Genomic DNA, 25,876 nt, shown 5'->3' on the forward strand with positions numbered 1-25,876 from the left:
AGTCGGTCGGCATGGTCCGCTGCGACGACTTGAAAGTTGGGCAAGGTGAGACGTCGCGCAGCCACAGCGCGCCCCATGGCTCCGCTCAGGCCCTACGCGGATGCGCAAGCGCCCCGCGTTTCCACTGCGGCTCTCAGATGCCGAGCAGCCAGACGGCGACGATGGTGCCGATCACCGCGAGCCCGCTGATCGTCCAGCCCGTGACATAGGCGCCGTCGTCTGATCCTGCAGGATCGACCATCGTGTCGCGCCAGCCATCGTCGTGCCAGTGCCCCTGTTGGTACGCCATGCGAACCTCCTCGAGCCTGCCTCCCCATGGAATAAGTCGGACGGCCGGCCCGCGGGTTCAACCCCAGAGCGCAATCTTTCGGTCGTGCACTGCAGCGTGGATCATCGAGATCTGCTCTGGTCAGTCCCGTCAAACGTCCTAAGCTGATGCCGCGTTCCGCGAAGAGAACGAGGAAGTTGCTGGGGTGGCAAGGCCATCCCGTAGCAAGGGAAGGAAGTGCAATCGATGAAGGATTTTGCCGGCAGGATCGCCGTGATCACCGGGGGCGGCACGGGCATGGGCCGCGAGCTCGCGCGCCAGCTCGTCGCCGAAGGCTGCAACGTCGCGATGTGCGACGTCTCAGCGGAGGCCATGGCCGAGACCAGGCGGCTATGCGAAGCGGAGGGATTGCCGCAGGGCCTGCGCGTCACCACCCACGTCGCCGATGTCTCGATCGAGGCCCAGCTGCAGCGCTTCCGCGACGAGCTGATCGAGCAGCAGGCCACCGACAGGATCCATCTGTTGTTCAACAATGCCGGCATCGGCGGCGGCGGCAGCCTGTTCACCAATTCCCGCGAACAGTGGGAGCGCACCTTCAACATCTGCTGGGGCGGCGTCTATCTCGGCGTCCGCACCTTCCTGCCGCTGCTGCTCAAGGCCGACGAGGCCCACATCGTCAACACCTCCAGCGTCAACGGCTTCTGGGCTTCCGTCGGCATGGGTGTGTCGCACACCGCCTACAGCGCCGCGAAATTCGCGGTGAAGGGCTTTACCGAGGCGCTGATCAACGACCTCCGCCTCAACGCGCCGCACATCAAGTGCTCGGTGGTGATGCCCGGCCACATCGGCACCTCGATCGTGTCGAACTCCCGCAAGATGCAAAGCGGCACCGACACCGACGAGCTCAGCGAGACCGAGATCGCGCTCGCCCGCCAGCGCATGACGGGCATGGGCATCGACGTGTCAGCGAAGAGCGACGCCGACATCCAGAACGCCGCCCGCGAACGCGCCCGCAGCTTCCTCGAGGACGCTCCGACGACGGCGGCGCAGGCCGCGAAGATCATCCTCGACGGCGTCAAAGCCGAGCAATGGCGCATCCTCGTCGGCGAGGACGCCAAGCTGCTGGACATGCGCGTGCGGCAGTCGCCGGAGCAGGCGTATGAGCCGGAGTTCTTCCAGCGCTTCGCGCAAGAGGCGGGCTGGAAGCTGGGGTAGGGCAGGTCCATCGGTTTAGTTGGGACAGAATCTCTCGCCCCGAAGACGGTGAGCTCCCCTCCCCCTTGCGGGGAGGGGTCGGGGGTGGGGGTCCACGAGTCGCGCTATCAGTGATGAGACAGACTACCATGGACGGTCGCCAGCAATCATTCGCCCGCCGGATGCGCGCCGAGCCGACCGAGGCCGAGCATGTTCTCTGGCAACGTCTTCGTCACGACATTAAGCTGGCCGGCTCTCACTTCCGCCGTCAGGCCCAGATCGGGCCTTACATCGTCGACTTCGTCAGCCGCAAAGCCAAATTGATCATCGAAGTCGATGGCGGCCAGCATGATTGGAAGCAGGCGGAAGACGCCGCCCGTACAAAAGAAATCGAGGCGCTCGGATATCGCGTTCTTCGCTTCTGGAACAACGAGGTGCTGGGAAATATCGAAGGCGTACTTCACGACATTCAGCGCGCGTGGACCCCCACCCCCGACCCCTCCCCGCAAGGGGGAGGGGAGACGAGAGCGTCGCGCCGTCCCCGCAGAACGCGGCGACCGAGCGAAGCGTGAAGGTGCGCCCCACAACCGATCATGCGTGAGGTTTGCGCCAGACGGTACCTACCTTGACGCCACCCGGTACGCCATCCGCGTATGGCTCGGGCAATACGGCAACCCGTCGATCGGCTTCGACCCGCAGAAGCAGAAATCATCCGCGCCCGGCGTCGAGATCGGCCAGCGACAGCGTTCCTTGGAGAGTTCGAACAGCGAGCAGCCGTTCTCGACGGGACCTGCCGGCGGCTCCTCGACCATGATCGGCGGCGGATCGTTGCTGACGGCGCGCAGGATGCGGCGGCGCAGCTTGGGCACGGGACGGCGCGAACCGTCGCGTGTCGTCTCGGCACGGACCACGCGCCGGCTGTCGCCGCCATTGTCGCGGGTCAGCGCCAGGCGGGAGATCTTGCCGATCACGGCGTTGCGGCTGACGCCGAGTTCGGCGGCGATCTCTCGGCAGGTCAGCCCGGCCTCAAAGTGCTGCTTCAGGGCCTGGAGCCGTTCCTCGGTCCAGGTGGGTTGGGTCTGTCGTTCGGCGGGCATGTGTCGCTTCCAAGTTTGATCCGTCCTGGATCGTCCTGGCCAACGGCTGCACCGAAACTGTTTCCGCGTGGTGTGTCCCTGTTACGCCCGTCCGTTGTCGCGAATCGACAGCAGCCCGTCCTTGATGGCGAGCCGGATGCCTTCTTCGATCAACGTTCTGCAGACACCCGGAACGCTGGTGCCGTGGGTTCCCTGTTTCACGAGCTTTTCGAGATAGCCGATGGTTGCCAGGGCTAGGGTTACGGGGATGCGGTCAGTTTCGGCTTTTTCCGTCGCCATGCCTAAAAGCTAGTCCGTAACCGGTGTACAGAAAAGTAACTTTTTAGACTCTATTAGGAATCCAATAGGTTGTACAGCGGCCTGGGGATAAGTGGTTAAGATATTGAATTTTATGGAAATATGACGAATCTGCGCGGTCGCGACGGTGACTCTCCGCGCGTGCCGCGAGTCCGGGGCCGGAATGGTACGGAGCGGAGCCGGCTGGAGGATTCGCGCGACCCGTCCCGGAAGCTGGCCGGCGCCCGCGTCGCGCGCGCCCTGCGATCCTCTGTTGCCGGTTGTACGCAACGGTTCTGCCGCCGCGCGACACGGCGACCGCCGGCGGCGACAAATTTCGCTGATTCAGAAAATAAAGCTTTCGCTTTTCCGGAAATCATGATCTGATGTCGCCATCCCGCCTCACTCGGAAGGGGCGTTGCGCGCGATCGTCACGACACGCGAGGCGGGGAGCGATGGCCGCGATGGAGCCGCAGCGTGTCCTTGTGATGCGCGGACGAACGGCTCGGCGCGGACGCGAAGTCGCAGCGGCCTGACACCCCGAAGCTGGTGTTACGTTCGCGGCGGCGCTCGAGGCGCCGCGCGGATCATGGTGGCCAACAAGCCGGCGCACCAGGGCGATTGCGTATAAGCGTGAAACCATCGCGCAGGGAAGGCCGGGCGTGTCCGGCTGCACCTGTGGTACCTGCCGCCTGCATTTTTCTCGCAGGCGGGCCGCAGGCGTCAGCCGACGCCTGGCCTTCCCTGCGCCCTCCGATTGATCGAGGGCGAGAGGCTGCAGCATGACCTGGGCAGGATCTGCCGCGGGGCTGCGGAGGCGCGTCTTCGGAAGCTTGCCGCAGCCGTACTACACTAGGAGTGCGAGATGCCGCCCCACCGTCATTGCGAGCGCAGCGAAGCAATCCAGGAATCCTTCCGCGGAAACACTCTGGATTGCATCGCTGCGCTCGCAATGACGGAGGAGAGTTGTGCGTTCCCTTCGATGCTCCGTCTGCAGGATGGACCGCAGGACATGATCTGCAGGGCGGATGGCGGCATCTGGCTCCGCCGACCGGTGTGGGGGGGGGGGGGGGGGGCCGGCCCGCGCCCCGGCGGCGCCCGGCGCCCCCCCCCCCCCCCCCCCCCCACGGCGGTGGGAGGGGCGCCAGCGTGCGTGCCTGACGCCAATGTCACCCGTGCACGACGGCCTTGGCGATCATGCAATGAATGCCCTTGGAGCCGTTGACGGTCTGGGTGACCCGCAGATCGGCGGCGAGGCTGCACAGCGTGTAGGCGTCCTCGCGCGACAGATTGCGCTTCTCGCCCAACAGCACGATCATGTCGCGCAGCGCCCGGACCACGCACTGGTCGAGGTCGGGGTCCATCGCCATCGTCATGTAATGTGTGGCCGTCTCGCCGCGCGGATAGTCGAGCTTGATGTCCTTGCGCAAGGTGAGGCGGAAGCGGCCCTGCAGCGCGGTCTCGATCGCGGTGACGCAGACCTCGCCGTCGCCCTGCACGCCATGGCCGTCGCCGCAGGAGAACAGCGCGCCCGGCACGAACACCGGCAGATAGAGCTTGGCGCCGGCGCCGAGCTCCTTGTTGTCGAGATTGCCGCCCATCGCGCGCGGGATCAGCGAGGTGATGCGGCCCCAGGCCGGCGGCGGCGCTACGCCCATCACGCCGAAGAACGGCGCCAGCGGCAGCTGCAGGCCCCACGGCATCTTGCCGACCATGCGCGTCCGGTCGAGCGGGATGTTCAGGAGCCGGCTCTCATGGAAATCGTCGGGCAGGGTGCCCGCCAGCGGCCGGATCAGATTGTAGCCCCAGTCCTGCCGCAGCTGCACGTCGAGGATGTCGACCTCCAGTACGTCGCCGACCTCGGCGCCATCAACCGCGACAGGCCCGGTCAGGATGTGGCCGGGCACCATGCGCTCGGACCTCGCATGAACCTCGAACAGCTCCGGGGGTACGTAGAATTGGCTGGTATCGGGCAGCACGTCCGGCCCGCCGCTGATGGTGTCGATCGTGACCTCGTCACCGCTGGCGACCGTGAGCACCGGCTTGAGCCGGGATTCGAAGAAGCCCCAATGGCAGGTCTCGGGGCTCGCGTGCAGATGGTGATGGGCCATGGTCCTCTCATTCGTAGCGGTTCGGCCACGAGCATAGCGCATCAGATGGCGTTCGCAGAGAGATGGCGACGCAGGGCTGCCGTCGTGTATGAGGGCGGCCGTGGCCACTCACCCCGCGCCGGAGTCGTGAATGTTTTTTGTGCTGTCGAAGACGCTCGGCCTGCTGGCGCTGCCGACCAATTTCATGATCGCGCTGGGGCTGCTCGGCGCACTCCTGATGCTGACCCGCTTTGCCGTGCTCGGCCGCAGGCTCGTGGTGTCCGCCATGCTGCTGCTGGCCATCGTCGGGCTGACGCCGCTCGGCAGCCTGATGCTGTATCCGCTGGAGAGCCGGTTTCCGAAATGGGATCCGGCCAGGGGCGCGCCGGACGGCATCATCGTGCTGGGCGGGCCGGTCGATTCCGATCTGTCGGCGATGTACGGCATGCCGGTGACGGTGGCTGGCGCGGACCGGGTGATCCAGGCTGCGGTGCTGGCGCGGCGCTATCCGAATGCGAAGATCCTGTTCACCGGCGGCAGCGCCAATCTGATCGCGACCGAGGCCAAGGAGGCCGATGTCGGCGCCGAGATCCTGGAGAGCCTCGGCGTGCCCAAGGAGCGGCTGCTGCTGGAGCGGCAGTCGCGCAACACCTACGAGAACGCGATCTTCTCCAAGGCGATGCTCGCGCCGAAACCCGGCGAGCGCTGGCTGTTGGTCACATCGGCCTATCACATGCCGCGCTCCGTCGGGCTATTCCGCAAAGCGGGCTTCCCGGTCGAGCCCTATCCGGTGGATTGGCGCGTCGGCCGCGTGCTCGATGTCGACGGCGTCTCGCTGCTCGGCCTGCGGCGCGCCGACATTGCGGTGCGCGAATGGGTCGGGCTGCTGGCCTACCGCCTGCGCGGCCGCACCGACGATCTGTTTCCGGGACCGACCTAAGTCGTCGTCCTGCCGAAGCCGGCTGCCTTCGCCGCCAGATCGCCACGCACGCGCGCGACGACCGGCTCGAAGCGGCAGCTGGCATCCTGCCGGAACAGCCGCACGCTCGGATACCATGGGCTGTCGTCGCGGTCCCTGAGCCAGCGCCAGTCGCCGAGATGAGGCAGCATGATCCAGGTCGGACGTCCGAGCGTCGCGGCGAGATGCGCGGCGCTGGTGCAGACGGTGACGACCACGTCGAGACGGGAGATGAGGGCCGCGGTGTCGGCGAAGTCGGTCAGCTCGGCGGTGAAATCGCGGATGCGGGTCTGCTGCGCGAGCATCGCCCGGTCCGCGGGCCGCAGCTCTTTTTGCAGGCTGATGAAGTCAGCCTCGACATCGAGCAGCGGCAGCAGCGTCGCAAGCGGCATCGAACGGTTGCCGTCATTGGCCTGGTGCGGGTTGCCGGACCAGACGAGACCGACGCGCAGCCGGTCATGCGAACCGAGCCGCTGCTCCCAGGCCGCGACGCGATCGGCCGGCAGCGGCGGCAGGTAGCTGGCCGACGGGATGGTGGCGAGCGTGGTGCCGAAGGCGAGCGGCAGGCTCATGATCGGACAATGCATGTCGAACGTAGGGCGCTGCAGGTCCGGCGCGAAGGCGAGGCATTGCGCGACGCCCGCGATCCCCGTCATCAGCCGCCGCAGCGGCTCGCGCACGACCAGGATCACCCTGGCGCCGCGCGCCGCGACCATGGGCAGATAGCGCGCGAACTGGATGTTGTCGCCGTAGCCTTCGTCCTCCTCGATCAGGACGGTCTTGCCGGCGATATCCTCCTGGCCCAGCCATTTCGGCTGGGCGAAACGCGGATAGTCAGGCGAGAAATCCGGCATGTTCCAGCGCGCCTCGCGGCGGCCCCAGCCGGCGGCGTAGTCGCCGCATTGCAGCTCGATATGGGCGAGCTGCCAGGCAGCCTTGGCATTGCCGGGCTCGATCGCGAGGATCTCGCGATAGACCGCAGCCGCCGCCTCGAAGCGCAGCCCTTGCAGCAGCGCAAAGCCCTTGTTGTGCAGCACGTCGACGAAGCCCGGCCGCAACGCCAGCGCCTTGTCGAACCAGGACAGCGCCTCATCGAAGCGGCGGAGACAGACCAGCGCGTCACCGAGATTGTTGCAGACCAGCGGATCAGCCGGCGCCAGCGCTTGCGCGCGTTCGCAATCCACCAGGTAATCATCGTAGCGCTTCAGCTCGCGGAACGACTTGGCGCGTCTCTGCAACGTTTGCAGGTCGTCCGGCTGCGCGGTCAGGCACACCGTGAAAGCCTGGATGGCCTCGTCATGTCGCTGCTGCTGTTGCAGGAGCAGGCCGCTCTGGAAGGCCGCCTCGCGATGCGCGGGATTGATCGTCAGGGCGTGCTGGTAGCTCAGCAGCGCCTCTGCTCCCCGATCGAGCGCCAGCAGCACGCCGCCGAGATGCTTCCACAATTCGGCGTCGTCGGGCTTGAGCTGGATCGCCTTGTCGAACACGGCGAACGCATCATCGAGCCGGCCCATCTGCTTCAGGGTGAAGCCGAGGGTGGTGAGATAATCGATCTTCGGCATCTGCCGGATGGCACGGGACAGCCATGCCACCGCGTGGTCATGCTGCCGCGACTGCAGCGACACGAGGCCCATCAGATAGAGGCTGTCGGCATGGTTCGGATCCGCGGCCAGCGCCTGCTCGCAGCAGACCTGCGCATCGAGCAGACGGCCTGCGCCGAGGTGATGCATGCCAGCCTCGTAGAGCGCGGCCGGCGACAGCGGCGGCGCCGTTCCCGGGCCGGCCGTCGCGCTTTTGGCGCCTGTCTTCCGGTCGCTGCGGCTCATCGCTGGATCCTGTCCGAGAATCCAAAATTCATAAGTGATTCCCGTGATATCGAGAAGGATCATGGTACGGCGTGCGAGCCGGGGCGGCGGAAGGGCTGGCCTCCCGGGCCGCGAGCGTCTAACAAGCGCCGCGAAGTCGAACCACGCCTCGCGAGGCCAGACACCGCAGGCTTCGACCGTGCGGCAAAGAGGGAGCGCCATATGCAGCAGACGAACGCCTCCGAACGGCTCGACCTGGCGGCGATGGTCGCCGACCTCAACGCTCTGCTGCGGTTGAAGACGACCGTCATCGGCATCAAGATGTTCGCCCGTGTCGAGGACATGGAGACCGTGGAGAAGATCCGCCGCCCGAACGCCGTGCACACCACCGATCAGATCGTCAGCATGGCCTCACGCCTCGGCTGGACCGTCGGCATCACCGGTGACGATCTGGTCGGCGCGCAATGCCGCGCTGTGATCGGGCTCGGCCCGCAGGACGACACTTGGCTGAAGGGCGAGAACTATGTCGGGATCTGGCACGGCACGGCCGAGGACGCCCGCAAGCGGCAGGAGGCGCTCGATGTCGTGCCGTTCGGCCGCTACCAGGCGATGGCGGTGAGCCCGCTTTCAAGCGGGCGGCTCGATCCGCCGGACATCTGTCTCGTCTATGCGACGCCGGGGCAGATGATCATCCTGATCAACGGCCTGCAATATGTCGGCTACAAGAAGTTCGAATGGGGCGTCGTCGGCGAGACGGCGTGTGCGGATTCCTGGGGGCGGGCGCTCAAGACGGGTGAACCGAGCCTGTCGCTGCCATGCTTCGCCGAGCGCCGCTATGGCGGCGTGCCGGACGAGGAAATGCTGATGGCGCTGAAGCCCGCGGATCTCGCCAAGGCGATCGCCGGCATGAAGCAGCTCGCCAAGAACGGCCTGCGCTATCCGATCGCGCCTTATGGCATCCAGAACGACGTGCGTGCGGGCATGAGCGTGTCGTATGGGAAGAAATGACATGTTCCGTCATTGCGAGCGAAGCAATCCAGGGCTGTGGACGCGACTCTGGATTGCTTCGTCGCTTCGCTCCTCGCAATGACGGAGAATCAAAACTGCAGCGGATCGCTAGGGAACAAGAATGACGTCATCCAAATTCGACCTCGTCGTCTACGGCGCCACCGGATTCACCGGCAAGCTCGTGGCCGAATATCTCGTCGCGCAATATCGCGGCGACACCTCGCTGCGCTGGGCGATGGCCGGTCGCAGCCTCGACAAGCTCGCGTCGGTGCGCGATGCGATCGGCGCGCCCGCCGATACGCCGCTGATCGCGGCCGATGCCTCGGATCCGGCGTCGCTGAAGGCCATGGTGGCGCAGACCAAGCTGGTGCTGACCACCGTCGGTCCCTATCAGCTCTATGGCAACGAGCTGGTCGCGGCCTGCGCCGAGACCGGCACCGACTATGTCGACCTCTGCGGCGAGCCGGTGTGGATGCGGCAGATGATCGACAGGCATCAGGCAACCGCCGAGCGGAGCGGCGCGCGCATCGTGTTCTCCTGCGGCTTCGATTCCGTGCCGTTCGAACTCGGCGTCTACTTCGTGCAGCAGCAGGCCAGGAAGGTGTTCGGGGCGGCGGCGGCGCGCGTGAAGGGCCGCGTCCGCGGCATGAGCGGCACCTTGTCGGGCGGCACAGCGGCGAGCGCCAAGGCGACGTTCGATGCGGTGGCCCAGGATCTCAGCCTCGTCGCGATCCTCAAGGATTCGTTCGCGCTGACGCCGGGCTTCAAGGGGCCGAAGCAGCCATCCGGCAACAAGCCGCTCTACGAGGAGGACCTGCAGTCCTGGGCGGCGCCGTTCATGATGGCGCTGATCAACACCCGCAACGTCCATCGCTCCAACATGCTGATGGGTTTTCCGTACGGCCAGGACTTCGTCTACGACGAGATGGTGCTGACCGGGGCCGGTGAGAAGGGCGAAGCCAACGCCAAGAAGGTGATGGCGGCGAATGCCGAGAAGACCGGTCCGAGCGCGCCGAAGCCGGGCGAGGGGCCGTCGAAGGAGGAGCGCGAAAAGGGCTACTACAATCTCCTCTTCGTTGCGATCGCACCCGACGGCCGCCAGGTCCGCGCGTCCGTGAAGGGCGACCGCGATCCCGGCTACGGCTCGACCTCGAAGATGATCAGCGAATGCGCGATAGGCCTGCTGCGCGAAGGTGCTGGCGTGAAGCCCGGCTTCTGGACGCCGGGGGCCGCGCTCGGCGACAGCCTGATCAAGCGTCTGGTCGATCACGCCGGCTTGACGTTCTCGGTGGAGGATTAGGAGGCGGCGCCAGACCGATCGCGGCGGATCCGCTCGCCACAGCCTGGCGGACGCTGATCCGCCTCGATCTCTAGGAAGCGAGAATGACGTCACCCAAATTCGACATCATCATCTATGGCGCGACCGGGTTCACGGGGCAGCTCGTGGCGGAATATCTGGCCATGCAATATCGCGGCGATGCTTCGTTGCGCTGGGCGATGGCTGGCCGGAGCCTCGCCAAGCTCGCCGCAGTCCGCGATGCGATTGGCGCACCCGTTGATACGCCGCTGATCGTCGCTGACTCCAGCGATCCCGCATCCATTCGCGCGATGGTCGGTCAGGCGAGGCTCGTGCTGACGACCGTCGGTCCGTATCAGCTCTACGGCACGGAGGTGCTCGACGCCTGTGTGGCGTCCGGCACGGACTATGTCGATCTCTGCGGCGAGCCGATCTGGATGCACCAGATGATCGGCAGGCATCAGGCCGACGCGGAAAACAGTGGCGCACGCATTCTCTTCTCCTGCGGTTTCGATTCCGTGCCGTTCGAGCTCGGCGTCTACGTCGTCCAGCAGCAGGCAAAGAGGGAGTTCGGTGCACCGGCGGCGCGGGTGAAGGGCCGGATACGCGGCATGAGCGGCTCGCTTTCAGGCGGCACCGCTGCCAGCGCCAAGGCGACGGCCGCCGCGCTCACCAGCGATTTGAGCCTGGTTGCCGTCATGAAGGATCCGTTCGCATTGACCCCCGGCTTCAAGGGGCCGAAGCAGCCGCCCGGCAACCGGCCGCTCTACGAAGAGGATTTCAAATCATGGGCTGCGCCGTTCGCCATGGCGCTGGTCAACACGCGCAACGCCCATCGCTCCAACATGCTGATGGGTTTTCCTTACGGCCAAGACTTTATCTACGACGAGATGGTGCTGACCGGCGACGGCGAGCAGGGACAGGCGAACGCCAAGCTGGTGATGGCGGCAAACGCCGAGAAGACCGGTCCGAATGCGCCCAAGGTCGGCCAGGGACCGTCGAAGGACGCGCTCGACAACGGATATTTCGACCTGTTGTACGTCGCCTCGTGTCCTGACGGACGGCGTGTTTCCGCGTCCGTGAAGGGAACAGGCGATCCCGGTTACGGTCTCACGGCCAGGATGATCAGCGAATGCGCGATCGGACTGCTGCGCGATGGCGCCGATGTGACAGGCGGGTTCTGGACGCCGGGCGCTGCGCTCGGCGATAGCCTGATCAAGCGGCTGGTCGATCATGCCGGTCTGACGTTCACGGTGGAGGATTAGGAGCGAGGCTGTGACAGGGCGATCGCAGTGGCTCGGCTCGCCTCGGCCTGGTGGGCACGCGTGGCGGCAATCATGCCCCACATCGTCCCGAGCATCAGGAAGAAGTGCCTCCAGTGGTCGGTGTCGATGATGAAGCTTTCGCCGACGGTGCCGAGGAAGGCGGAGAAGACCGCGATGTAGGTCCGCTGCCACGGCACCTGCGCAAACAGGTAGCGGAAGCCGAGGATGACGGTGGTGAAGACGAGGGCGGGATAGCAGATGCCGGACACCCAGCCGCCCGACATGAAGGCGTTCAGATAGGAGTTGTGGGTGTCCTCGGGGAAGTAGTTGTGGAACTGCAGCGGTCCGATCCCGAACGGCAGGTCGAGCGCCATGTCGGCGCCCAGGATGTGGCGGCCGAACCGGCCGAACCGGCCCTCGTCATAGCTCTGGTCGAAGCTCGCCCGCTGCTTGAACATGTCGGCGATGGAGTCGATGGAGAGCAGAACGCCGATCAGGACGAGGCCGGCGACCGCCGCGGCCAGCGTCATGACGATGATGCGGGAGCGTTCGCGGGGCGACGTGCTGGTCAACACCATCAGCGCGAGCATGAAAGCGGCCGTCAGGACGAGACCGCCCCAGGCCGCGCGCGAGAAGGCAAGCAGGATGGCGAGCGCCATCATGCCAAGCGCGAAGCTGGCCCGCAGCGTCGCGGCGAGGCGGGCGGTGACGACGTTCTGCAGCGCGAGCAGCGCCGGCAGGATCAGGAACGCGCCGAGCACGTTCGGGTCCTTGAAGGTACCGCGTGCGCGTCCATACAGCGTGAGGAGATCATAGCCACCGGGCACCAGGTGGAAGTAGCCGGCGACGCCTGCGAGCGCCGCGATCGCGCCGCCCATGACGAGACCGCGCCGGAGCATGTCGAGCCGCGCCGCGGTGTCCTCCGAGGTCACCATAGCGAGGAACAGCGCCGTGACAGCCATGTACCACGAGGTCGCGATCCAGGTTGCGATCTTGGAATCATCAAGCAGCGGAACGGCGCTGATCGTATAGCCGAGATTGACGAGGAACAGCAGCAGCAGAAGAGGGAGGAACACCAGGCGGAGCCTGAGGCCAGTCGCAATGAAGACCGCGGCAGAGGCGAGCGTCACGAGCTCATATGGGCTCGGTTCGATGAAGACGATCGCGCCGGAGGCTCCGACCAGCCATACCAGCGCGCGCTGCAGCGCGACGACGCCCGGAGGGGCGATCGGCTGCGACGCGAACTCTTCGGCTGCCGCCGTCATGGCCATCACGAACTCACACTCATACGCAACGCGTGGCGGGACCGGCCTTACAAATCCACGGAGCGGGCTCGCGCCCGTTCCGGATCCCCGACGTCAATAGGCGTTCTCGCTCTTGGTCATCAGCGCCAGCGGCGTCTTGAGCAGGATGTAGAGGTCGAACAGCACGGACCAGTTCTCGATGTAATAGAGATCGAACTCGACGCGCTTCTGGATCTTCTCCTCGTTGTCGATCTCGCCACGCCAGCCGTTGATCTGCGCCCAGCCGGTGATTCCCGGCTTGACGCGGTGACGGGCGAAGTAGCCGTCGACCGCCTCGTCGAACATCCGGTTCTGCAGCTTGCCCTGGACGGCATGCGGCCGCGGACCGACCAGCGACAAATTGCCCTTGAAGACGACGTTGAACAGCTGCGGCAGCTCGTCGAGGCTGGTCTTGCGGATGAAGCGGCCGATGCGGGTGACGCGGGGATCGTTCTTGGTGACGACCTTGGAGGCCGTGGGATCGGCCTGATGGTGGTAGAGCGAGCGGAACTTGAAGACGTCGATGCGCTCGTTGTTGAAGCCGAACCGCTTTTGCCGGAACAGCACCGGACCGGGACTGTCGAGCTTGATCGCGAGCGCGACCAGCGCCATCACCGGCATCGCAAGCAGCAGGATCAGGCCGCCGACCAGCCGGTCGAACATCCACTTCAGAACCAGGTCCCAATCGGTGATGGGCGCCTCGAACACGTCGAGCGTCGGAACCGCGCCGAGATAGGAATAGGAGCGGGGCCGAAATCGCAGCTTGTTGGTGTGGGCCGAGAGGCGGATGTCGACCGGCAGCACCCACAGCTTCTTCAGCATGTCGAGGATGCGTGTCTCAGCCGAGATCGGCAGGGCGAACAGCACCAGGTCGATGCGGGTGCGGCGGGCAAACTCGATGATGTCGTCGACCTTGCCGAGCTTCGGCGCGCCCGCACAGGTCTCGAGCGAGCGGGAGTCGTTGCGGTCGTCGAACACGCCGAGGATCTCGATCTCGGAATCGTCCTGTGCCTTCAGCGCGCGCACGAGATCCTCGCCGCTCTGGTCGGCACCGACAATGATGGTCCGGCGATCGAGCCGCCCCTGTTTGGCCCAGCTGCGGATCAGGCTGCGCAGCACGACGCGGCTCGCGATCAATGCCCCGAGCCCAACGAAGAAGAACGCCGCAAGCCACAGCCGCGAGACCTCGCTGCCGATCTTGGCGAAGAAGGACAGGCCGATGAACAGCAGGAACACGAAGCAATAGGACGAGATCATCCGGGTCATCTGCCGCACCTGGGCGCGGAAGATCTGGAGCTGATAGATGTCGGCTGCCTGGAAGCACACCACGGTACTGACTGCCAGGCCGACGATGGCAACGAGATACTCCCAATGGAAGCCGCTCAGCGGTACGACGTAGCCGAAATAGATGGCGCTGCCGACGACGCTCAGCAGCACGAAGTCCGCAATCCGGACGATGCCGGCAAGGACGATCGGAGAATAGGCGCGGTGGACCTTCTGATTGGCGACGGCCTGCGCAGCCGGCGAGAGGCGGCGACGCCGTTCAACGGCCGGCTGGCCGGCCCCGGCGGTCGACGCGGCCGAGGCCGCAGCAGCATCCAACATCGAGCGAGCGTTGATTGGTTCCACGGTCGTACAAGCCCGGATTATGTTTGTTAGTATTTGTGGTCATGTAAGCGCCGATAGCGCCGGGGGAAATTCCCCACCGGCGGGATTAAGGGGCAAATCGGAAGAAACGGTTAGCGATAGTAAATGAGGTCAGGTCTTGGTAAACGCTTCGCGGTAGCTGTCGAGCACGCCCTCGACCATGGCCTTCTGCGAAAAGTGCTGGAAGACGCGCTCGCGCAGCGCCTTGGCGCGAAGCTGCGCGGTGGCGGGATCGTCGAGCGCGGCTGCGATGGCGTCGGCCAGCGCGCCGACATTGCTGGGCGCAAACAGCGCCTCGCCATGCGGGCCGAAGATCTCAGGGATGCCGCCGATTCTCGCCGCGATCATCGGCACTCCCGCGGCTCCAGCTTCGATCACGACGTAGGGCATGGAGTCGCCACGCGAGGGAACGACGAGCAGGCGTCCCTTGGCAAAGCCGTCACGCGCCTTCACGTGTCCGATGAAGCGGACCGCGGACGCAAGACCAAGACGGTCGACCTGGGCCTTGAGGCTGGACATCTCTTCGCCATCGCCGCCGAGCGTGAGCGTCAGCGCCCGGCCTTTGGCGCGCAATTGTGCCACGGCGTCGATCAGCAGGTCGGCGCCCTTGATATGCCTGAACTCGCCGACATAGGCGAGGTCGGTCTGATCCTCGGCGCGGGCCACGGGATCGAATTCGCTGGCCGTCACGCCGTTGAAGACGCAATGGACCAGGCCCTGGGGATGGCCGATCATGCGCTCATAGGTATCGCGGGCGAACACGCTTTCGAACAGGAACAGCTCGGTCCGGTTCATCAGCGCGCGTTCGAGGCGACCGTAGAGGGCGCCTTTCAGCGTGTTGCGCGGATAGTGCAGCGAGCCGCCGTGGGGCGTGTAGATCCGGATGGTTCCGGGCCGGTGGGGAAGCATGCGGACGAAGGCGCCGGCCTTGGCGCCGTGGCCGTGCAGAACGTCCGGATCGAGCGCATGCGCCAGGCGATAGAACCGGCTCAGCGCCAAGACGTCGGTCGGCCAGGGCTCGCGATGAATGGCAATTCGATGGACGCCGAGCGTCAATCGAGGCGCGATCTGCGCCAGCGCCGCATCCGCGCGTTCGCCACCTGTCAGGCTATCAGCAACGATGCCGACGTCGTGCCCACGATCGACCTGGCCGTTTGCAAGGTCGAGAATGTGCCGAAATATGCCGCCGACCGGAGCTCTCACCGCATGGAGGATTTTGAGCGGCCTGTCCGGCGATGGCGTCACGTCGCGGTGATCCTCATCGTCGGCTTGTACCTGCGTGGGCCAGGCGCCGCTGCGCGAGCTGATCTGACGACTGGCAGATAAAGGGAGCACGGCGTTTCTCGCGCAATTTCCTTCGATGATAGATCTGGATAGATCGTTGATGGTTAACAAAGCTTCACTTCGCATCGCGCCAAACTGGTTCGTTTGAAAATAGTGACGGAAGTCTCTTCCTATTACGCTCCGATGCGTGCCGAGCCTTATTGCGCAACTGCCGGAACGCAATGCGCTTCGATTAACCGGTCGGCAACCTTAATAGAGTGTAATCGTACCACGTAGGGTAGCAGTTTGGCGTGGGTCGCGGGAGTGGATGATGCGGTTGGCGTTCTGGCGTGCCAGCAAGAAGGTTCGGGCTGACAAGGCGTCCGCGCCATCGAAGGTGAGCGTGCCTCTAGCGGCAGATCCTGTGGCGCCCGGCGATCTCGATATCCGGCTGGTCGGTCGGGCGCTGGCGCGGAAGCGCGGTTTCATTCTGCTGCCGACGCTGCTTGCGCTGGCCCTGGCGGTGACGGCGGTCAACATGATCACGCCGCGCTACAAATCCGAAGCGCGCATCCTGATCGATGGCCGCGAGAACGTGTTCCTGCGTCCGAACAATGAGCGCATCGAGGAGCGCGCTGCGCTCGATCCCGAGGCGGTTACGAGCCAGGTGCAGCTGGTGCTGTCGCGCGATCTCGCGCGGGACATCATCAGGACCAACAAGCTTGGCGAGCTGCCGGAGTTCGATCCCGTGTTGCGCGGGGTATCGCCGTTGAAGTCGATTGCCGCGATGATCGGGCTGGTCAAGGATCCGCTCGCCATGAGCCCGGACGAGCGCGTCATGGACGCGTATTATGAGCGCCTGACCGTCTACGCCGTGGACAAGTCGCGCGTGCTGGTCGTCGAATTCCAGTCGCAGGATCCGGCGCTCGCCGCCAAGGTCGCGAACTCGATCGCGGACGGCTATCTCGTCGTCCAGCAGAATGCCCGTCAGGCACAGGCGAAGTCGGCGAGCCAGTGGCTGGCCGGGGAGATCCAGAGCTTGCGCAAGAAGGTCGAGGAGGCGGAATCCAGGGTCGAGGAATTTCGGTCGAAATCGAACTCCTTCATGGGGACCAACAACACCTCGCTGTCCAACCAGCAGATGGGGGAGGTCAACACCCAGCTCAACAACGCGCGCGCGTTGAAATCGGATGCCGAGACCAAGGCGCGGCTGATCCGCGAGATGCTGCAGAGCGGGCAGCCGATCGAGGCATCCGAGGTGGTCAATTCCGAGCTGATGCGGCGGTTGTCGGAGCAGCGCGTGAACCTGCGCGCGCAGCTGGCGGAGCAGTCGTCGACGCTGCTGGACAACCATCCGCGCATCAAGGAGCTGAAGGCGCAGCTGGCTGATCTCGATCGCCAGATCCGCGACGAGGCTGGAAAGATTTCGCGCTCGCTCGACAGCGATGCGCGCATCGCGGAGGGGCGGGTGCAGATGCTGAGCCAGAGCCTCGACCAGGCCAAGAAGCAGGCCACGTCCACCAACGGCCAGGACGTCCAGCTGCGGGCGCTGGAGCGCGATGCCAAGTCGCAGCGTGATCTGCTGGAATCCTATCTTGCCAAATACCGCGAGGCCAACACCCGTGAGTCGCTGGATACGCCGCCGGCGGAGGGGCGGATCATTTCGCGGGCGGTGGTGTCGAATACGCCAGCTTACCCGAAGAAGCTGCCGATCGTGCTGATCGCCACGCTGGCCACCTTGATGCTCACCTCCGGTGTGGTCATCACCGGCGAGCTGCTGCGACTCACCGCGCCTCGCGCCGCCAACCCGACGCCGGTCGCTCCCGTCGTTGCCGCGACGGCGCCGGCAGGGCGGGTCGAGCCGGTGATGGCCGCTCCTGCACACCCGGTCTCTGCCGCACCAGTGATCACAGCGCCGGCGCCCATCGCGTCTCCCGTGGTCGCTCAAGTCGTCACCCCGTCGTCCACGCCTGTCACGCCGCCGCCCGCCGCGGTTTCGCCGCCGGCCCCGCCGGCACCCGAGCCGGTCAAGCCTGCGCCGCTGCCCCTGAGCGAGATCGAGCAGCTCGCCGCCGGCCTGCTTGCCGCGGGCGAGGGCGCCCGCAAGGTCACCGTGCTCGGCACGGCCGGTGGCGAGGCGGTCACCACCACGGCGTTGACGCTCGCCCGCGCCATGGCCCAGCAGCAGGCTCGCGTGGTGCTCGTCGACCTCGCCGGCAGCCCGCAGCTGCTGGCCGGCCTCTCGGTCGATCCGGCCGCCCCCGGCCTGATCGAGCTGATGCTCGGCGAAGCGTCGTTTGCCGCGATCATCACCAAGGACCGCGGCTCGCGGCTGCATCTCGTCAATGCCGGCCGTCCCGGCGCCGATCGCAATCAGCTGCAGTCGCCGCGGCTCGGGCTCGCGATCGACGCGCTGCTGCGGGTCTACGACCACGTGCTGCTCGACGCCGGCAACGCCTCCGACCTGCCGGCCGAGCTCCTGACCGCGGGCGCGCGCGCCGTCGTGGTGCCCGATCCGGCGATGTCTGCCGACGCGCGCGGCCAGATGAGCGAGCAGCTGCGCGAAGTCGGCTTCGGTGCCGTCACGATGCTGAAGACGCCGGCCGGGGGCGCCAACCGCAATCAGCCGACCTCGCGCGGCGTCGCCGCCTAATCGTCGTCCGTCTCGCTCCTGGCCGCGCCGGCCCGCGGCTGCAGCGCGCCGCGCAGCCGTTGCGCGAGACGAAACAGCGCCGGGCTGTGCTTCACCGCATGCTTGGCCCGCCCGACCGCGGCCATCGCCGTCGCAGCCGCGCGGCCGCGCATCGTGAGCGGCACGAAGCTGTCGAACACCGGCTCGTCGTCCTTGCAGAACATCCGCTTGTAGTCGTCCGAGCCGATGCCGAGATCGAGCGCGCGAAAATCCTGTTTTGCGTAGTGATCGATGATCGAGCGCATCAGGATCAGCCCGGGGCTCCAGCGGGCGTTGTCCGACAGCGTGTAGGTGTTGAACATCATCGAGAAGCGATCGCCGTCGGCGACACCCGCAAACAATGCGATGATCTCGGCCTCGCAGCGCAGCGCGTGGATCTCGATCACGCGGCGCCCGCAGCCGAGCTCGGCCATGCAGGCGTGCCGCACGAAGTTTTCGACGCCGGGCTCGGCGAACACGTTCGGCAGCTTCTGCTCGGCCATCCGCACCGGCTTGGTCCGGAAGAACCAGTCGAGCAGCTCGGTGATCTCGGCGTCGCTGCGCGCGATCATGTAGCGATAACCGGGCAGCGCCTGCAGCTTCTTTTCCTTGCTCTTCAGCCGCTTGCGGAACGAGTTCGACAGCAGCGCCGTCGGCGCGGCGCCCGGCGGCATCAGCAGCACCGGGCAGTCGTTCACCGAGGGCTGGTGCGGCCATTGTGCGAAGGGATTGTCCATGTCGCGCCAGCGCGCGGGCTGCTGGGTCAAGGCGAGGGCATCGGCGCCGCCATGCAGGCGCAGCCCGGTGAGGAGGGCGTCGAGATCACCGCTGCCCGCCCGCGCCGCGAAGTCCCGGTCCATCAGCGGCATGTTGAAGGTGGTGTGCTTGCCGCCCATGAAGCTGGCGATGCGAACGCCGAAGGCGTGTCGCAATGTCAGCGGCAGCAGCGCCAGCGGCCGCTGCTCGGCGTCGCGCGCAACGACGATGAACGGCGTCGCATGGTCGCGGGCGCCGATCTCGCGCTGCCAGGCGCCGAGCAGGTCGAAGCGCTGATAGGGCGTCGAGACATGCTCCGGGGCTTCGAGTGCGCGCCAGACCGGATCGGCTGCGGCGAGATCGGAGACGATGTCGACGCGAGCGATACCCGACGTCCGCCGCTGCGCAGGCGCCTGCGCCGTCCGGCTCTCGATCACGGCGGCCATGGTCATCGCGCAACCTGCGTTGTCGTGTTGGAATTTTGTTGCTCTGGGTCGGCAGACCCTCGCAAAGAAGTCTCAACAAAAGGTAATGGCAATCGCATCGTCCCAAATCGGGAAAGACGTCAGCAAAAGACCTGTTCAAATCGGCTCGAGCCACGCGATCTTAAGGGTGGATGACCTTAAAGATCAGGTGTCGGCGACAGGCGCGCGATCGCGCCATCGTCGATCAACATCAGGTGGGCGCGGACGGCTTCGTTTCAAGTGGGTTTTGCGGAAGGGGCGCGGGATTTGTCGTCGGACAACAGCTGGCTGAGGAGCGCCCGGCTCGAGCTGGCCTATTTCACGGGCCGCACGCTCACGGCTTCGCGCGCCACCCGCGGCGCCGGCGCCATCCTGCGCTTCGAGCGGGTGCGGCCGCGCCGCAAGGCGGCGTTCCAGCCGCTCAAGCAGGCCGAGATCACGCCGCGCTTTCTCGACCAGGTGATCCGCGCGCTGAAGCGCTGGGGTTATGACATCGTCTCGCTCGACGAGGCCTGCGCCCGCGCCGTGCGGCTCGCCGATCACCGCCGCTTCGCCTGCCTGACCTTCGACGGCGGCGCGAAGGACCTGATCACGCATGCCTATCCGGTGCTGGCCCGCCATGGCGTGCCGTTCACGGTGTACCTGCCCAGCGCATTTCCGGACGGGCTCGGCGAAGCCTGGTGGCTCGGCCTCGAAGCGGTGATCGCGCGCGAGGCCCGCATCAGCCTCGTGATCGATCATCGCGAGCAGCGCTTTTCCGTGTTCAAGCCGGCGGAAAAATACGAGCTGTTCGCGTATCTCTCGGGCTGGCTGCGCAGGCTGCCGGCGGCCGAGCTGTCGGTCGCGATCCGCGACCTCTGCTCGCGCCATGCGATCGATCTCGCCGCATTGACGCGCGAAGCGTCGCTGGACTGGGCCGACATCGCGCGCCTCGCGGCGGACCCGAACGTCACCATCGGCAGCGCCACCGTGCATCATCCTGTGCTCGCCAATCTCAGGGATTCCGACGCAGAGCGCGAGATCGCGATGGGCAAGGCCGTGCTCGAGACCGCGCTGCGCCGGCCGGTCCGGCACCTGGCGTATCCGTTCGGCGACCGCGAGTCGTTCCGCCGCAGCGATGTCGTGCTCGCCGAGCAGGCGGGCTTCGTCAGCGCCGCCACGGCGATCTCTGGCGTCGTGCAGAGCGAAGGCCGCACCCATCTGCACATGCTGCCGCGCATCGCCTGGGATGGCCGCTCGCGCTCGCTGCGCGCCTTGAAGGTGCTGATGGCCGGGGTGACCCTGCCCAAGGCGAAGGCCGCGCCGCGGCCTAAGCTCGATCTCGGCTGATCAGCTCTGCTGCTGCTCCGGATCGGGACGCAGCATCCAGCTCACGATCGGCATCGCCGGCAGCACCCAGCCCATCCCGACCACGACGTAATACACCGCCTGCATCCAGCCGGAATTGGCGATCAGGGGGAATTGCGCCATTACCATGCCCATCATCGACCAGGCGAAAGCGAGCAGGAGCAGCGCGACGGCGCCGAGCAGTTTGCGGGTGCGGATGGTCATGACGGGAATGTCAGCCTGCGTTGGGAGGGCAGCGGCTTGCGCGTGATTTCACCGGGATTATAAGGGCCTGTCGGCCCCGCTTCAATCGAGCGTTCAACTCCATGACTTCAGCGCCATGACCACGGTTCCCGTCACCAAAGATCTCGCCGCGATCCGCATCTGGCTCACAATCGTGGCCGGCCTGATCGCGCTGATGGTGCTGGTCGGCGGCGCCACGCGGCTGACCGAATCCGGGCTGTCGATCGTCGAATGGAAGCCGGTCACCGGCGCCCTGCCGCCGCTGTCGGAACAGGCCTGGTCCGACGCCTTCGCGGCCTACAAGACCATCCCGCAGTACCGGCAGATGAATGCCGGCATGACGCTGCACGACTTCAAGACCATCTTCTGGTGGGAGTGGAGCCACCGGCTGCTCGGCCGCGTCATCGGCATGGTCTATCTGCTGCCGTTCCTGTGGTGCTTGTGGCGCGGCGCCGTGTCCGGGCCGCTTGGCCGCAGGCTGTGGCTGATCTTCGGCCTCGGCGCGCTGCAGGGCGCGGTCGGCTGGTGGATGGTGGCCTCGGGCCTCACCGAGCGCACCGAGGTGGCGCCGGTCCGGCTGGCGACGCATCTCGCGCTCGCGCTTCTGATCTTTGCCGCGATCGTCTGGACCCTGCGCCGGCTGTCGCCGCGCGAGGAGGCCGAGGTGCCGGCGCGGCTGCGGCTGACCGCCTGGGTGCTGGTCGGAATCACCTTCGTGCAGCTCTATCTTGGCGCGCTGGTCGCCGGCCTGCGCGCCGGGCTCGTCTACAACACCTGGCCCGACATCGATGGCGGCCTGATCCCGACGGCGGCCAATCTGTGGATCCATTCGCCGTGGTGGATCAATTTGTTCGAGAACGACCTGACGGTGCAGTTCATGCATCGCATGACCGCCTACACGCTGTTCGCGCTGGCGGCGTGGCACGCCTTCGACGTGATGCGCAGCGGCGCCGGCCGCGCGGTCGTGCGCGGCGCTCACCGGCTGCTCGCCGCCATCCTGGTGCAGGCGGTGCTCGGCATTCTCACCTTGCTGGCGCTGGTTCCGATCTCGCTGGCGCTGCTGCATCAGGGCACGGCGCTCATCGTGCTGACGTTTGCCGTGCTGCAGGCCGAACGGCTGTCGCCGCGGCGCATCGCTACGGTGGCGGTGCCGCAGGCGGCCGTGGCCGCTGGGCAGGCAGGGTAGGGTCTCTCTTCCGTCATTGCGAGGAGCCGAAGGCGACGAAGCAATCCAGAGTCCCGCCCACGACTCTGGATTGCTTCCGCCGTCGCCCTACAGGCTATGGCGGACAAGTCGCTCCGCTCGCAATGACGTGGAGACATCAGTTCTCATCCTCGCGCGCCGTCGCGCCGAGCCATGCCGGTCGTTTCGCCCTCGAAAACGCGAGGGCGCGGGGAAGGCCGGATGCCTGGCCGGCACCCATGGCCCGCGTGCAAAGAAAAACGCACGCGGCGGTCACCACAGGTACGGCCGGAAACACCCGGCCTTCCCCGCGCGATGGTTTTAACGCTTATACGCGATCTCCCCGGGGACCGGCTGTCTTGCCCCCGTCACCTCGCACGATGCGTCGAGCACCGGCACGAGACTTGGCGCCAGCATCGGGGCGCCAGGACCACGCGATTTCGCCGTCCATGACAGGCCGCTCGTCCGCGCGAACTTTCGCCCACGCACGGCCCGCCACGTCCACCGCATTCCCAATCCCACGCAACTGGACGACCCGGAAGCGCCCCTCGGCTGGACAGGAACAGAAAGGGAACGTAAGCTGAGTTGCGTCGTTTGGCAAGCGCGTAATTCGCCAATTCAGAAGTTTCTTCGCTTGGGCTGACCATGCGGTTCGAATTCGATTGGGACCCGGCCAAGGCAGACAGCAATTGGCGCAAGCACGGTGTTGCCTTCGCGCAGGCGATGGGCATCTTCAACGACCCTCTCGCCCTGTCGCGCTTGGACGACGAGTCTGGCGCTGCCGAGGAACGTTGGGTTACGATGGGACGCAACGCCGCCCAAGAGCTGCTGCTGGCCGTTCATACCTATCGGGAGCTGGCGGCAGATCGCGCAGCGATTCGTATCATGTCTGCTCGTCGGCCGACCCGGCGTGAAATCCGCTCCTATGAGAATGGATGATCCGATGAAGAACGAATACGACTTCTCGAACGCCGAGCGCGGCAAGTTCTTCCGCAAGGACGCGCGCGTCGTGCCGCCGGTGCATCTGGAGCCGGACCTGCTCGATCATCTCGCGGGGCTTGCCACCGCGCGCGGCGTCTCTTTGAACGAACTGGTCAACACGTTGCTGAAGGAGGACATTCGCCGCATTGAGGCTACGAAATAACGCCTTGTGCGCGTTGGAGAGACGGGCCTGACAATGACCTTGGCGAGGAACTTCCGAGAGACGGTGCGGGCGCGTGCAAGCCGCGATCCGGAGTTTCGCGAGGCGTTGTTTCAGGACGCCGTGAGTGCACTGCTGCGCCGAGAGGTCGCCGAGGGACGCGCTGGCCTGCGTGCCTATATCAACGCGACCATCGGAATCGAGCGGTTGAGCGTTGTCCTGGGACGGCCGGAGAAGAGCTTGATGCACATGTTCGGACCGTCGGGCAACCCTACGGCGGAGAACCTCCTCGGCGTGATCAGTGCGTTGCAGGCCGAAACCAGCGTTCATCTCGAGGTCCGTGCCGTCGCAGCGCAGTCAAGGTCTATCCCGTAGCATGATGGACCCGGCGCTGCTCTACGAGCCGCCGTTCACGGGCATCACGACCGGCCGGAGCAGCTGTTCGACGAGAGCAGGGTGGTGAATCTGTTCGAGACCATCAAGGCGATCAACGAGAGCGCGATGGCGTAGCGCTCCCGCAATATCCAAGGGCCTTCGTGTTCCAGGCCACTGCAGCGGAGGAGGCTATCTCCGCCGCTGCTGCTGGCCCTGATATCGCGAGTATCAATTGGGCGCATACGCGTCGGGGTCGGGGCTGCTGCTGGGCGTCTTGAACGCGGCGCGCAAGGGGGCCGGCATCGGGTAGTTGAAGTTGACCCCGGTCGGCGGCACCGGCGATTCGAACCACTTCTTGTAGAGCGCCTCGATGGCTGGGCTTTGATAGAGCTCGGCCGTCACCCGATCGGCGATGGCCTTGAACGGCGCGTCGTCCTTGCGCAGCATGATGCCGAACGGTTCGGGCTTGGAGAAGGCGTCGGCGCTGATCGCGTAGGCCGCCGGGTCCTTGGACCGCGCAATGGCGACGGCGAGCTGGACGTCATCGAGCACATAGGCCTGAGCCCGGTCGGTCTCCATCATCAGGAACGCCTCGGCCTGGTCCTTGGCGGGAACGATGGTGATGCCGAGCTTGCGTTCGACATTGACCTTGTTCAGCTGGGCGAGGTTGGTCGATCCGGCGATCGCGACGGCCGTCTTTCCCTTGAGGTCGTCGATCGTCTGGAGCGCGAGCGACTTCTTGGCTGCATAGCGGGTGGCGCTGAGAAAGTGCGTATTGGCAAAGGCCACGAGCTTCTGGCGCTCGGCGTTGTTGGTGGTGGATGCGCACAACAGGTCGATCGTGCCGTTGGTCATCAGCGGGATGCGATTGGAGGACGTCACCGGAACGGTTTCGATCGTGAGGTTGGGCAGCCCGAGCTCCTGTTTGACGGCGTCGGCGATCCGGGCGCAGATGTCGAGCGCGTAGCCCACCGGCTTCTGGTTGCCATCGAGATAGCTGAACGGCACCGACGATTCCTGGAAGCCGATCGAGATCCTGTTCGTCTCCTTGACCTTCTGGAGCGTGCCCGTCAGTTCCTCGGCGCCGGCGGCGTTTGCAGCGAGCGCTGCCGTCAGCAGAAGTCCCCAAATGCGCATCAAAGCCTCTCCTCGCAGCAATCCTCTTCGTGCGTGCAGCATTGCACGCACAGCGGTGATGCAGCCTCGCTGTGTCCGGCCTGGATGAAAAGGGATAAAAGCGCCTTATTTATCATTCCTGGAGGTGATGGATCGCCGCGTCACGGCGCTGCCGCCTATGCCCGCCTAACCTTCGAGCTGACGGCCGAAATCGCAGGTCTGGCGCGCCAGATCGGCGATGGCGGCCGCGAAGGCCGAGGGTCTGTCGTTGCGATACATGGCCGCATAGGGCACGGCCGGAAGCGTCGGCTTGACGGGCAGGATCACCAGCTTCTTCTGCTCGAACAGAGGACGAAAACAGCGTTGCGGAAGATAGCTGATGCCGAGGCCGGCCACGGTCAGACCGACCAGCGCCGTCAGATTGTCGACCGAGATGGCGCGCTTGAAGGAGACGCCGTTGGCCGTGAGCCATTTGTTGACGAACAGGCCGGAGCCCGAGCGGCGGCCCTGCATCAGGATCGTATGATCACTCAGCCTGTCGAAATCGAGAGCCCGGCGCGATCTGACCAGGCCCGGGCGTGCCGTCCAGACGTTCTGCACGTCGGCCAGCGGCACCGACGTGACCTCCGGGTCGGAGAAGACATCGGGGATGACGATGAGATCGAGGCTGCCCTCGATCAGCCGGTCGTGGAGGCTTCGGGAGGTGTCCACCTCCGGCTCGATCATCACCGCCGGATAGGCTTCGCGGATGGCCGAGACCAGACGCGGCAGCCATGTCAGCGCGGACAGCTCCGTGGCTCCAAGGCGGAGACGGCGGGCCGGGGCCTGCCGGCCGTCCTTCAGCTCCAGGATCTGGTCCTGCAGCGCCAGCATCTGCCGGCCCAGAGCGAGGATCTGCTCGCCACGCTCCGTCAGGCGGGCCCCGCGCTGGCTGCGGTCGAACAGCGGAACCCGCGCGGAGGCCTCCAGCTCCTGGATGCGTTTCGAGATCGCCGATTGCGTCGTGTTCAGCTTGGCCGCGGCGCGTTCGAACGTGCCCAGCTCCGCGATCCAGTTCAGCGCTTCCAGCTGCTTCAGCGTGACCATTCCGGCATTCAAAAAAGCGATCAATCGATATCTCTATTTATCTGTTTTCTGAATTCATGGCCAG

The 25,876-nt window shown here is 65.9% G+C and carries 24 protein-coding genes; 12 read left to right on the forward strand and 12 right to left on the reverse strand.

Annotation, left to right across the window (positions count from 1 at the left end):
• Positions 1-133: 133 nt before the first annotated feature.
• On the reverse strand, positions 134-289 hold the full coding sequence (locus QQL87_RS03540; RefSeq protein WP_284419320.1) for a hypothetical protein: 156 nt from the start codon (positions 287-289) through the stop codon (positions 134-136).
• A gap of 225 nt (positions 290-514) precedes the next feature.
• On the opposite strand from QQL87_RS03540, the gene QQL87_RS03545 reads away from it, so the two are divergent.
• The gene (locus QQL87_RS03545; protein ID WP_284419318.1) at positions 515-1,483 is read left to right on the forward strand and encodes an SDR family NAD(P)-dependent oxidoreductase; all 969 of its coding nucleotides are present in this window, start codon (positions 515-517) and stop codon (positions 1,481-1,483) included.
• A 161-nt stretch (positions 1,484-1,644) separates the two neighbouring features.
• The gene (locus QQL87_RS03550) at positions 1,645-2,034 is read left to right on the forward strand and encodes an endonuclease domain-containing protein (protein WP_284419514.1); all 390 of its coding nucleotides are present in this window, start codon (positions 1,645-1,647) and stop codon (positions 2,032-2,034) included.
• 48 nt (positions 2,035-2,082) lie between these two features.
• Here QQL87_RS03550 and QQL87_RS03555 read toward each other — a convergent pair whose 3' ends face one another.
• The 3 genes from QQL87_RS03555 to QQL87_RS03565 form a co-directional block, all read right to left on the reverse strand.
• Positions 2,083-2,559, reverse strand: a complete 477-nt coding sequence (locus tag QQL87_RS03555) for a GcrA family cell cycle regulator (protein ID WP_284419316.1) — start codon at positions 2,557-2,559, stop codon at positions 2,083-2,085.
• A gap of 81 nt (positions 2,560-2,640) precedes the next feature.
• Positions 2,641-2,838 (reverse strand): hypothetical protein, encoded by a 198-nt coding sequence (locus QQL87_RS03560; RefSeq protein WP_006614936.1) that lies wholly within the window; start codon positions 2,836-2,838, stop codon positions 2,641-2,643.
• 1,166 nt (positions 2,839-4,004) lie between these two features.
• A complete protein-coding gene (locus QQL87_RS03565) occupies positions 4,005-4,946 on the reverse strand; it encodes an acetamidase/formamidase family protein (RefSeq protein ID WP_284418655.1) in 942 nt (313 codons plus the stop codon).
• 130 nt (positions 4,947-5,076) lie between these two features.
• On the opposite strand from QQL87_RS03565, the gene QQL87_RS03570 reads away from it, so the two are divergent.
• The gene (locus tag QQL87_RS03570; protein WP_284418656.1) at positions 5,077-5,865 is read left to right on the forward strand and encodes a YdcF family protein; all 789 of its coding nucleotides are present in this window, start codon (positions 5,077-5,079) and stop codon (positions 5,863-5,865) included.
• On the opposite strand, the gene QQL87_RS03575 is transcribed toward QQL87_RS03570, so the two are convergent.
• Complete coding sequence (locus QQL87_RS03575) at positions 5,862-7,709, reverse strand: tetratricopeptide repeat-containing glycosyltransferase family protein (RefSeq protein WP_284418853.1); 1,848 nt, start codon at positions 7,707-7,709, stop codon at positions 5,862-5,864. The two genes, QQL87_RS03570 and QQL87_RS03575, sit on opposite strands and share 4 nt — an antisense overlap.
• A gap of 201 nt (positions 7,710-7,910) precedes the next feature.
• Between QQL87_RS03575 and QQL87_RS03580 the strand changes: the two genes are divergently transcribed.
• From QQL87_RS03580 to QQL87_RS03590, 3 genes are all read left to right on the forward strand, one after another.
• On the forward strand, positions 7,911-8,696 hold the full coding sequence (locus QQL87_RS03580) for a DUF169 domain-containing protein (protein WP_284418657.1): 786 nt from the start codon (positions 7,911-7,913) through the stop codon (positions 8,694-8,696).
• Positions 8,697-8,817: 121 nt separating this feature from the next.
• Positions 8,818-9,996, forward strand: coding sequence for a saccharopine dehydrogenase family protein (locus QQL87_RS03585; protein WP_284418660.1), 1,179 nt, complete (start codon positions 8,818-8,820; stop codon positions 9,994-9,996).
• Between the two features lie 83 nt (positions 9,997-10,079).
• Complete coding sequence (locus tag QQL87_RS03590; protein WP_284418662.1) at positions 10,080-11,258, forward strand: saccharopine dehydrogenase family protein; 1,179 nt, start codon at positions 10,080-10,082, stop codon at positions 11,256-11,258.
• On the opposite strand, the gene QQL87_RS03595 is transcribed toward QQL87_RS03590, so the two are convergent.
• From QQL87_RS03595 to QQL87_RS03605, 3 genes are all read right to left on the reverse strand, one after another.
• Positions 11,255-12,529 (reverse strand): O-antigen ligase family protein, encoded by a 1,275-nt coding sequence (locus QQL87_RS03595; protein ID WP_284418664.1) that lies wholly within the window; start codon positions 12,527-12,529, stop codon positions 11,255-11,257. The two genes, QQL87_RS03590 and QQL87_RS03595, sit on opposite strands and share 4 nt — an antisense overlap.
• A gap of 87 nt (positions 12,530-12,616) precedes the next feature.
• Positions 12,617-14,146, reverse strand: a complete 1,530-nt coding sequence (locus QQL87_RS03600) for an undecaprenyl-phosphate glucose phosphotransferase (RefSeq protein ID WP_284418666.1) — start codon at positions 14,144-14,146, stop codon at positions 12,617-12,619.
• 153 nt (positions 14,147-14,299) lie between these two features.
• Complete coding sequence (locus QQL87_RS03605) at positions 14,300-15,433, reverse strand: glycosyltransferase family 4 protein (protein ID WP_284418854.1); 1,134 nt, start codon at positions 15,431-15,433, stop codon at positions 14,300-14,302.
• A gap of 349 nt (positions 15,434-15,782) precedes the next feature.
• Here QQL87_RS03605 and QQL87_RS03610 point away from each other — a divergent pair, with 349 nt between their 5' ends.
• The gene (locus QQL87_RS03610; RefSeq protein WP_284418668.1) at positions 15,783-18,104 is read left to right on the forward strand and encodes a GumC family protein; all 2,322 of its coding nucleotides are present in this window, start codon (positions 15,783-15,785) and stop codon (positions 18,102-18,104) included.
• On the opposite strand, the gene QQL87_RS03615 is transcribed toward QQL87_RS03610, so the two are convergent.
• Positions 18,101-19,330 carry a GNAT family N-acetyltransferase gene (locus QQL87_RS03615; RefSeq protein ID WP_284418669.1) on the reverse strand — a complete coding sequence of 410 codons (1,230 nt, stop codon included), beginning with the start codon at positions 19,328-19,330 and terminating at the stop codon, positions 18,101-18,103. The two genes, QQL87_RS03610 and QQL87_RS03615, sit on opposite strands and share 4 nt — an antisense overlap.
• A gap of 279 nt (positions 19,331-19,609) precedes the next feature.
• Between QQL87_RS03615 and QQL87_RS03620 the strand changes: the two genes are divergently transcribed.
• Positions 19,610-20,671: a polysaccharide deacetylase family protein gene (locus tag QQL87_RS03620; protein ID WP_284418670.1), complete on the forward strand. Its 1,062-nt coding sequence runs from the start codon at positions 19,610-19,612 to the stop codon at positions 20,669-20,671.
• Here QQL87_RS03620 and QQL87_RS03625 read toward each other — a convergent pair whose 3' ends face one another.
• Complete coding sequence (locus tag QQL87_RS03625) at positions 20,672-20,893, reverse strand: DUF2842 domain-containing protein (protein ID WP_284418671.1); 222 nt, start codon at positions 20,891-20,893, stop codon at positions 20,672-20,674.
• A 115-nt stretch (positions 20,894-21,008) separates the two neighbouring features.
• Between QQL87_RS03625 and QQL87_RS03630 the strand changes: the two genes are divergently transcribed.
• The 4 genes from QQL87_RS03630 to QQL87_RS03645 all read left to right on the forward strand — a co-directional run bounded on the left by QQL87_RS03630 (position 21,009) and on the right by QQL87_RS03645 (position 23,610).
• Entirely contained in the window at positions 21,009-22,097 is a 1,089-nt protein-coding gene (locus QQL87_RS03630) for a COX15/CtaA family protein (RefSeq protein WP_284418672.1), read from the forward strand.
• A gap of 642 nt (positions 22,098-22,739) precedes the next feature.
• Positions 22,740-23,033, forward strand: a complete 294-nt coding sequence (locus QQL87_RS03635; RefSeq protein ID WP_284418673.1) for a BrnT family toxin — start codon at positions 22,740-22,742, stop codon at positions 23,031-23,033.
• 4 nt (positions 23,034-23,037) lie between these two features.
• Positions 23,038-23,238, forward strand: coding sequence for a hypothetical protein (locus QQL87_RS03640; RefSeq protein ID WP_284418674.1), 201 nt, complete (start codon positions 23,038-23,040; stop codon positions 23,236-23,238).
• A 63-nt stretch (positions 23,239-23,301) separates the two neighbouring features.
• The gene (locus QQL87_RS03645) at positions 23,302-23,610 is read left to right on the forward strand and encodes a transcriptional regulator (RefSeq protein WP_502871130.1); all 309 of its coding nucleotides are present in this window, start codon (positions 23,302-23,304) and stop codon (positions 23,608-23,610) included.
• 228 nt (positions 23,611-23,838) lie between these two features.
• Here the strand turns inward: QQL87_RS03645 and QQL87_RS03650 are convergent, their stop codons facing one another.
• Together QQL87_RS03650 and QQL87_RS03655 are read right to left on the reverse strand one after the other, a co-directional pair.
• On the reverse strand, positions 23,839-24,747 hold the full coding sequence (locus QQL87_RS03650; protein ID WP_284418676.1) for an amino acid ABC transporter substrate-binding protein: 909 nt from the start codon (positions 24,745-24,747) through the stop codon (positions 23,839-23,841).
• Between the two features lie 165 nt (positions 24,748-24,912).
• On the reverse strand, positions 24,913-25,836 hold the full coding sequence (locus QQL87_RS03655) for a LysR family transcriptional regulator (RefSeq protein ID WP_284418677.1): 924 nt from the start codon (positions 25,834-25,836) through the stop codon (positions 24,913-24,915).
• Positions 25,837-25,876 lie beyond the last annotated feature (40 nt).

Origin of the sequence: Bradyrhizobium sp. SSBR45G (genome assembly GCF_030159255.1) — a bacterium.
GTDB lineage: Bacteria > Pseudomonadota > Alphaproteobacteria > Rhizobiales > Xanthobacteraceae > Bradyrhizobium.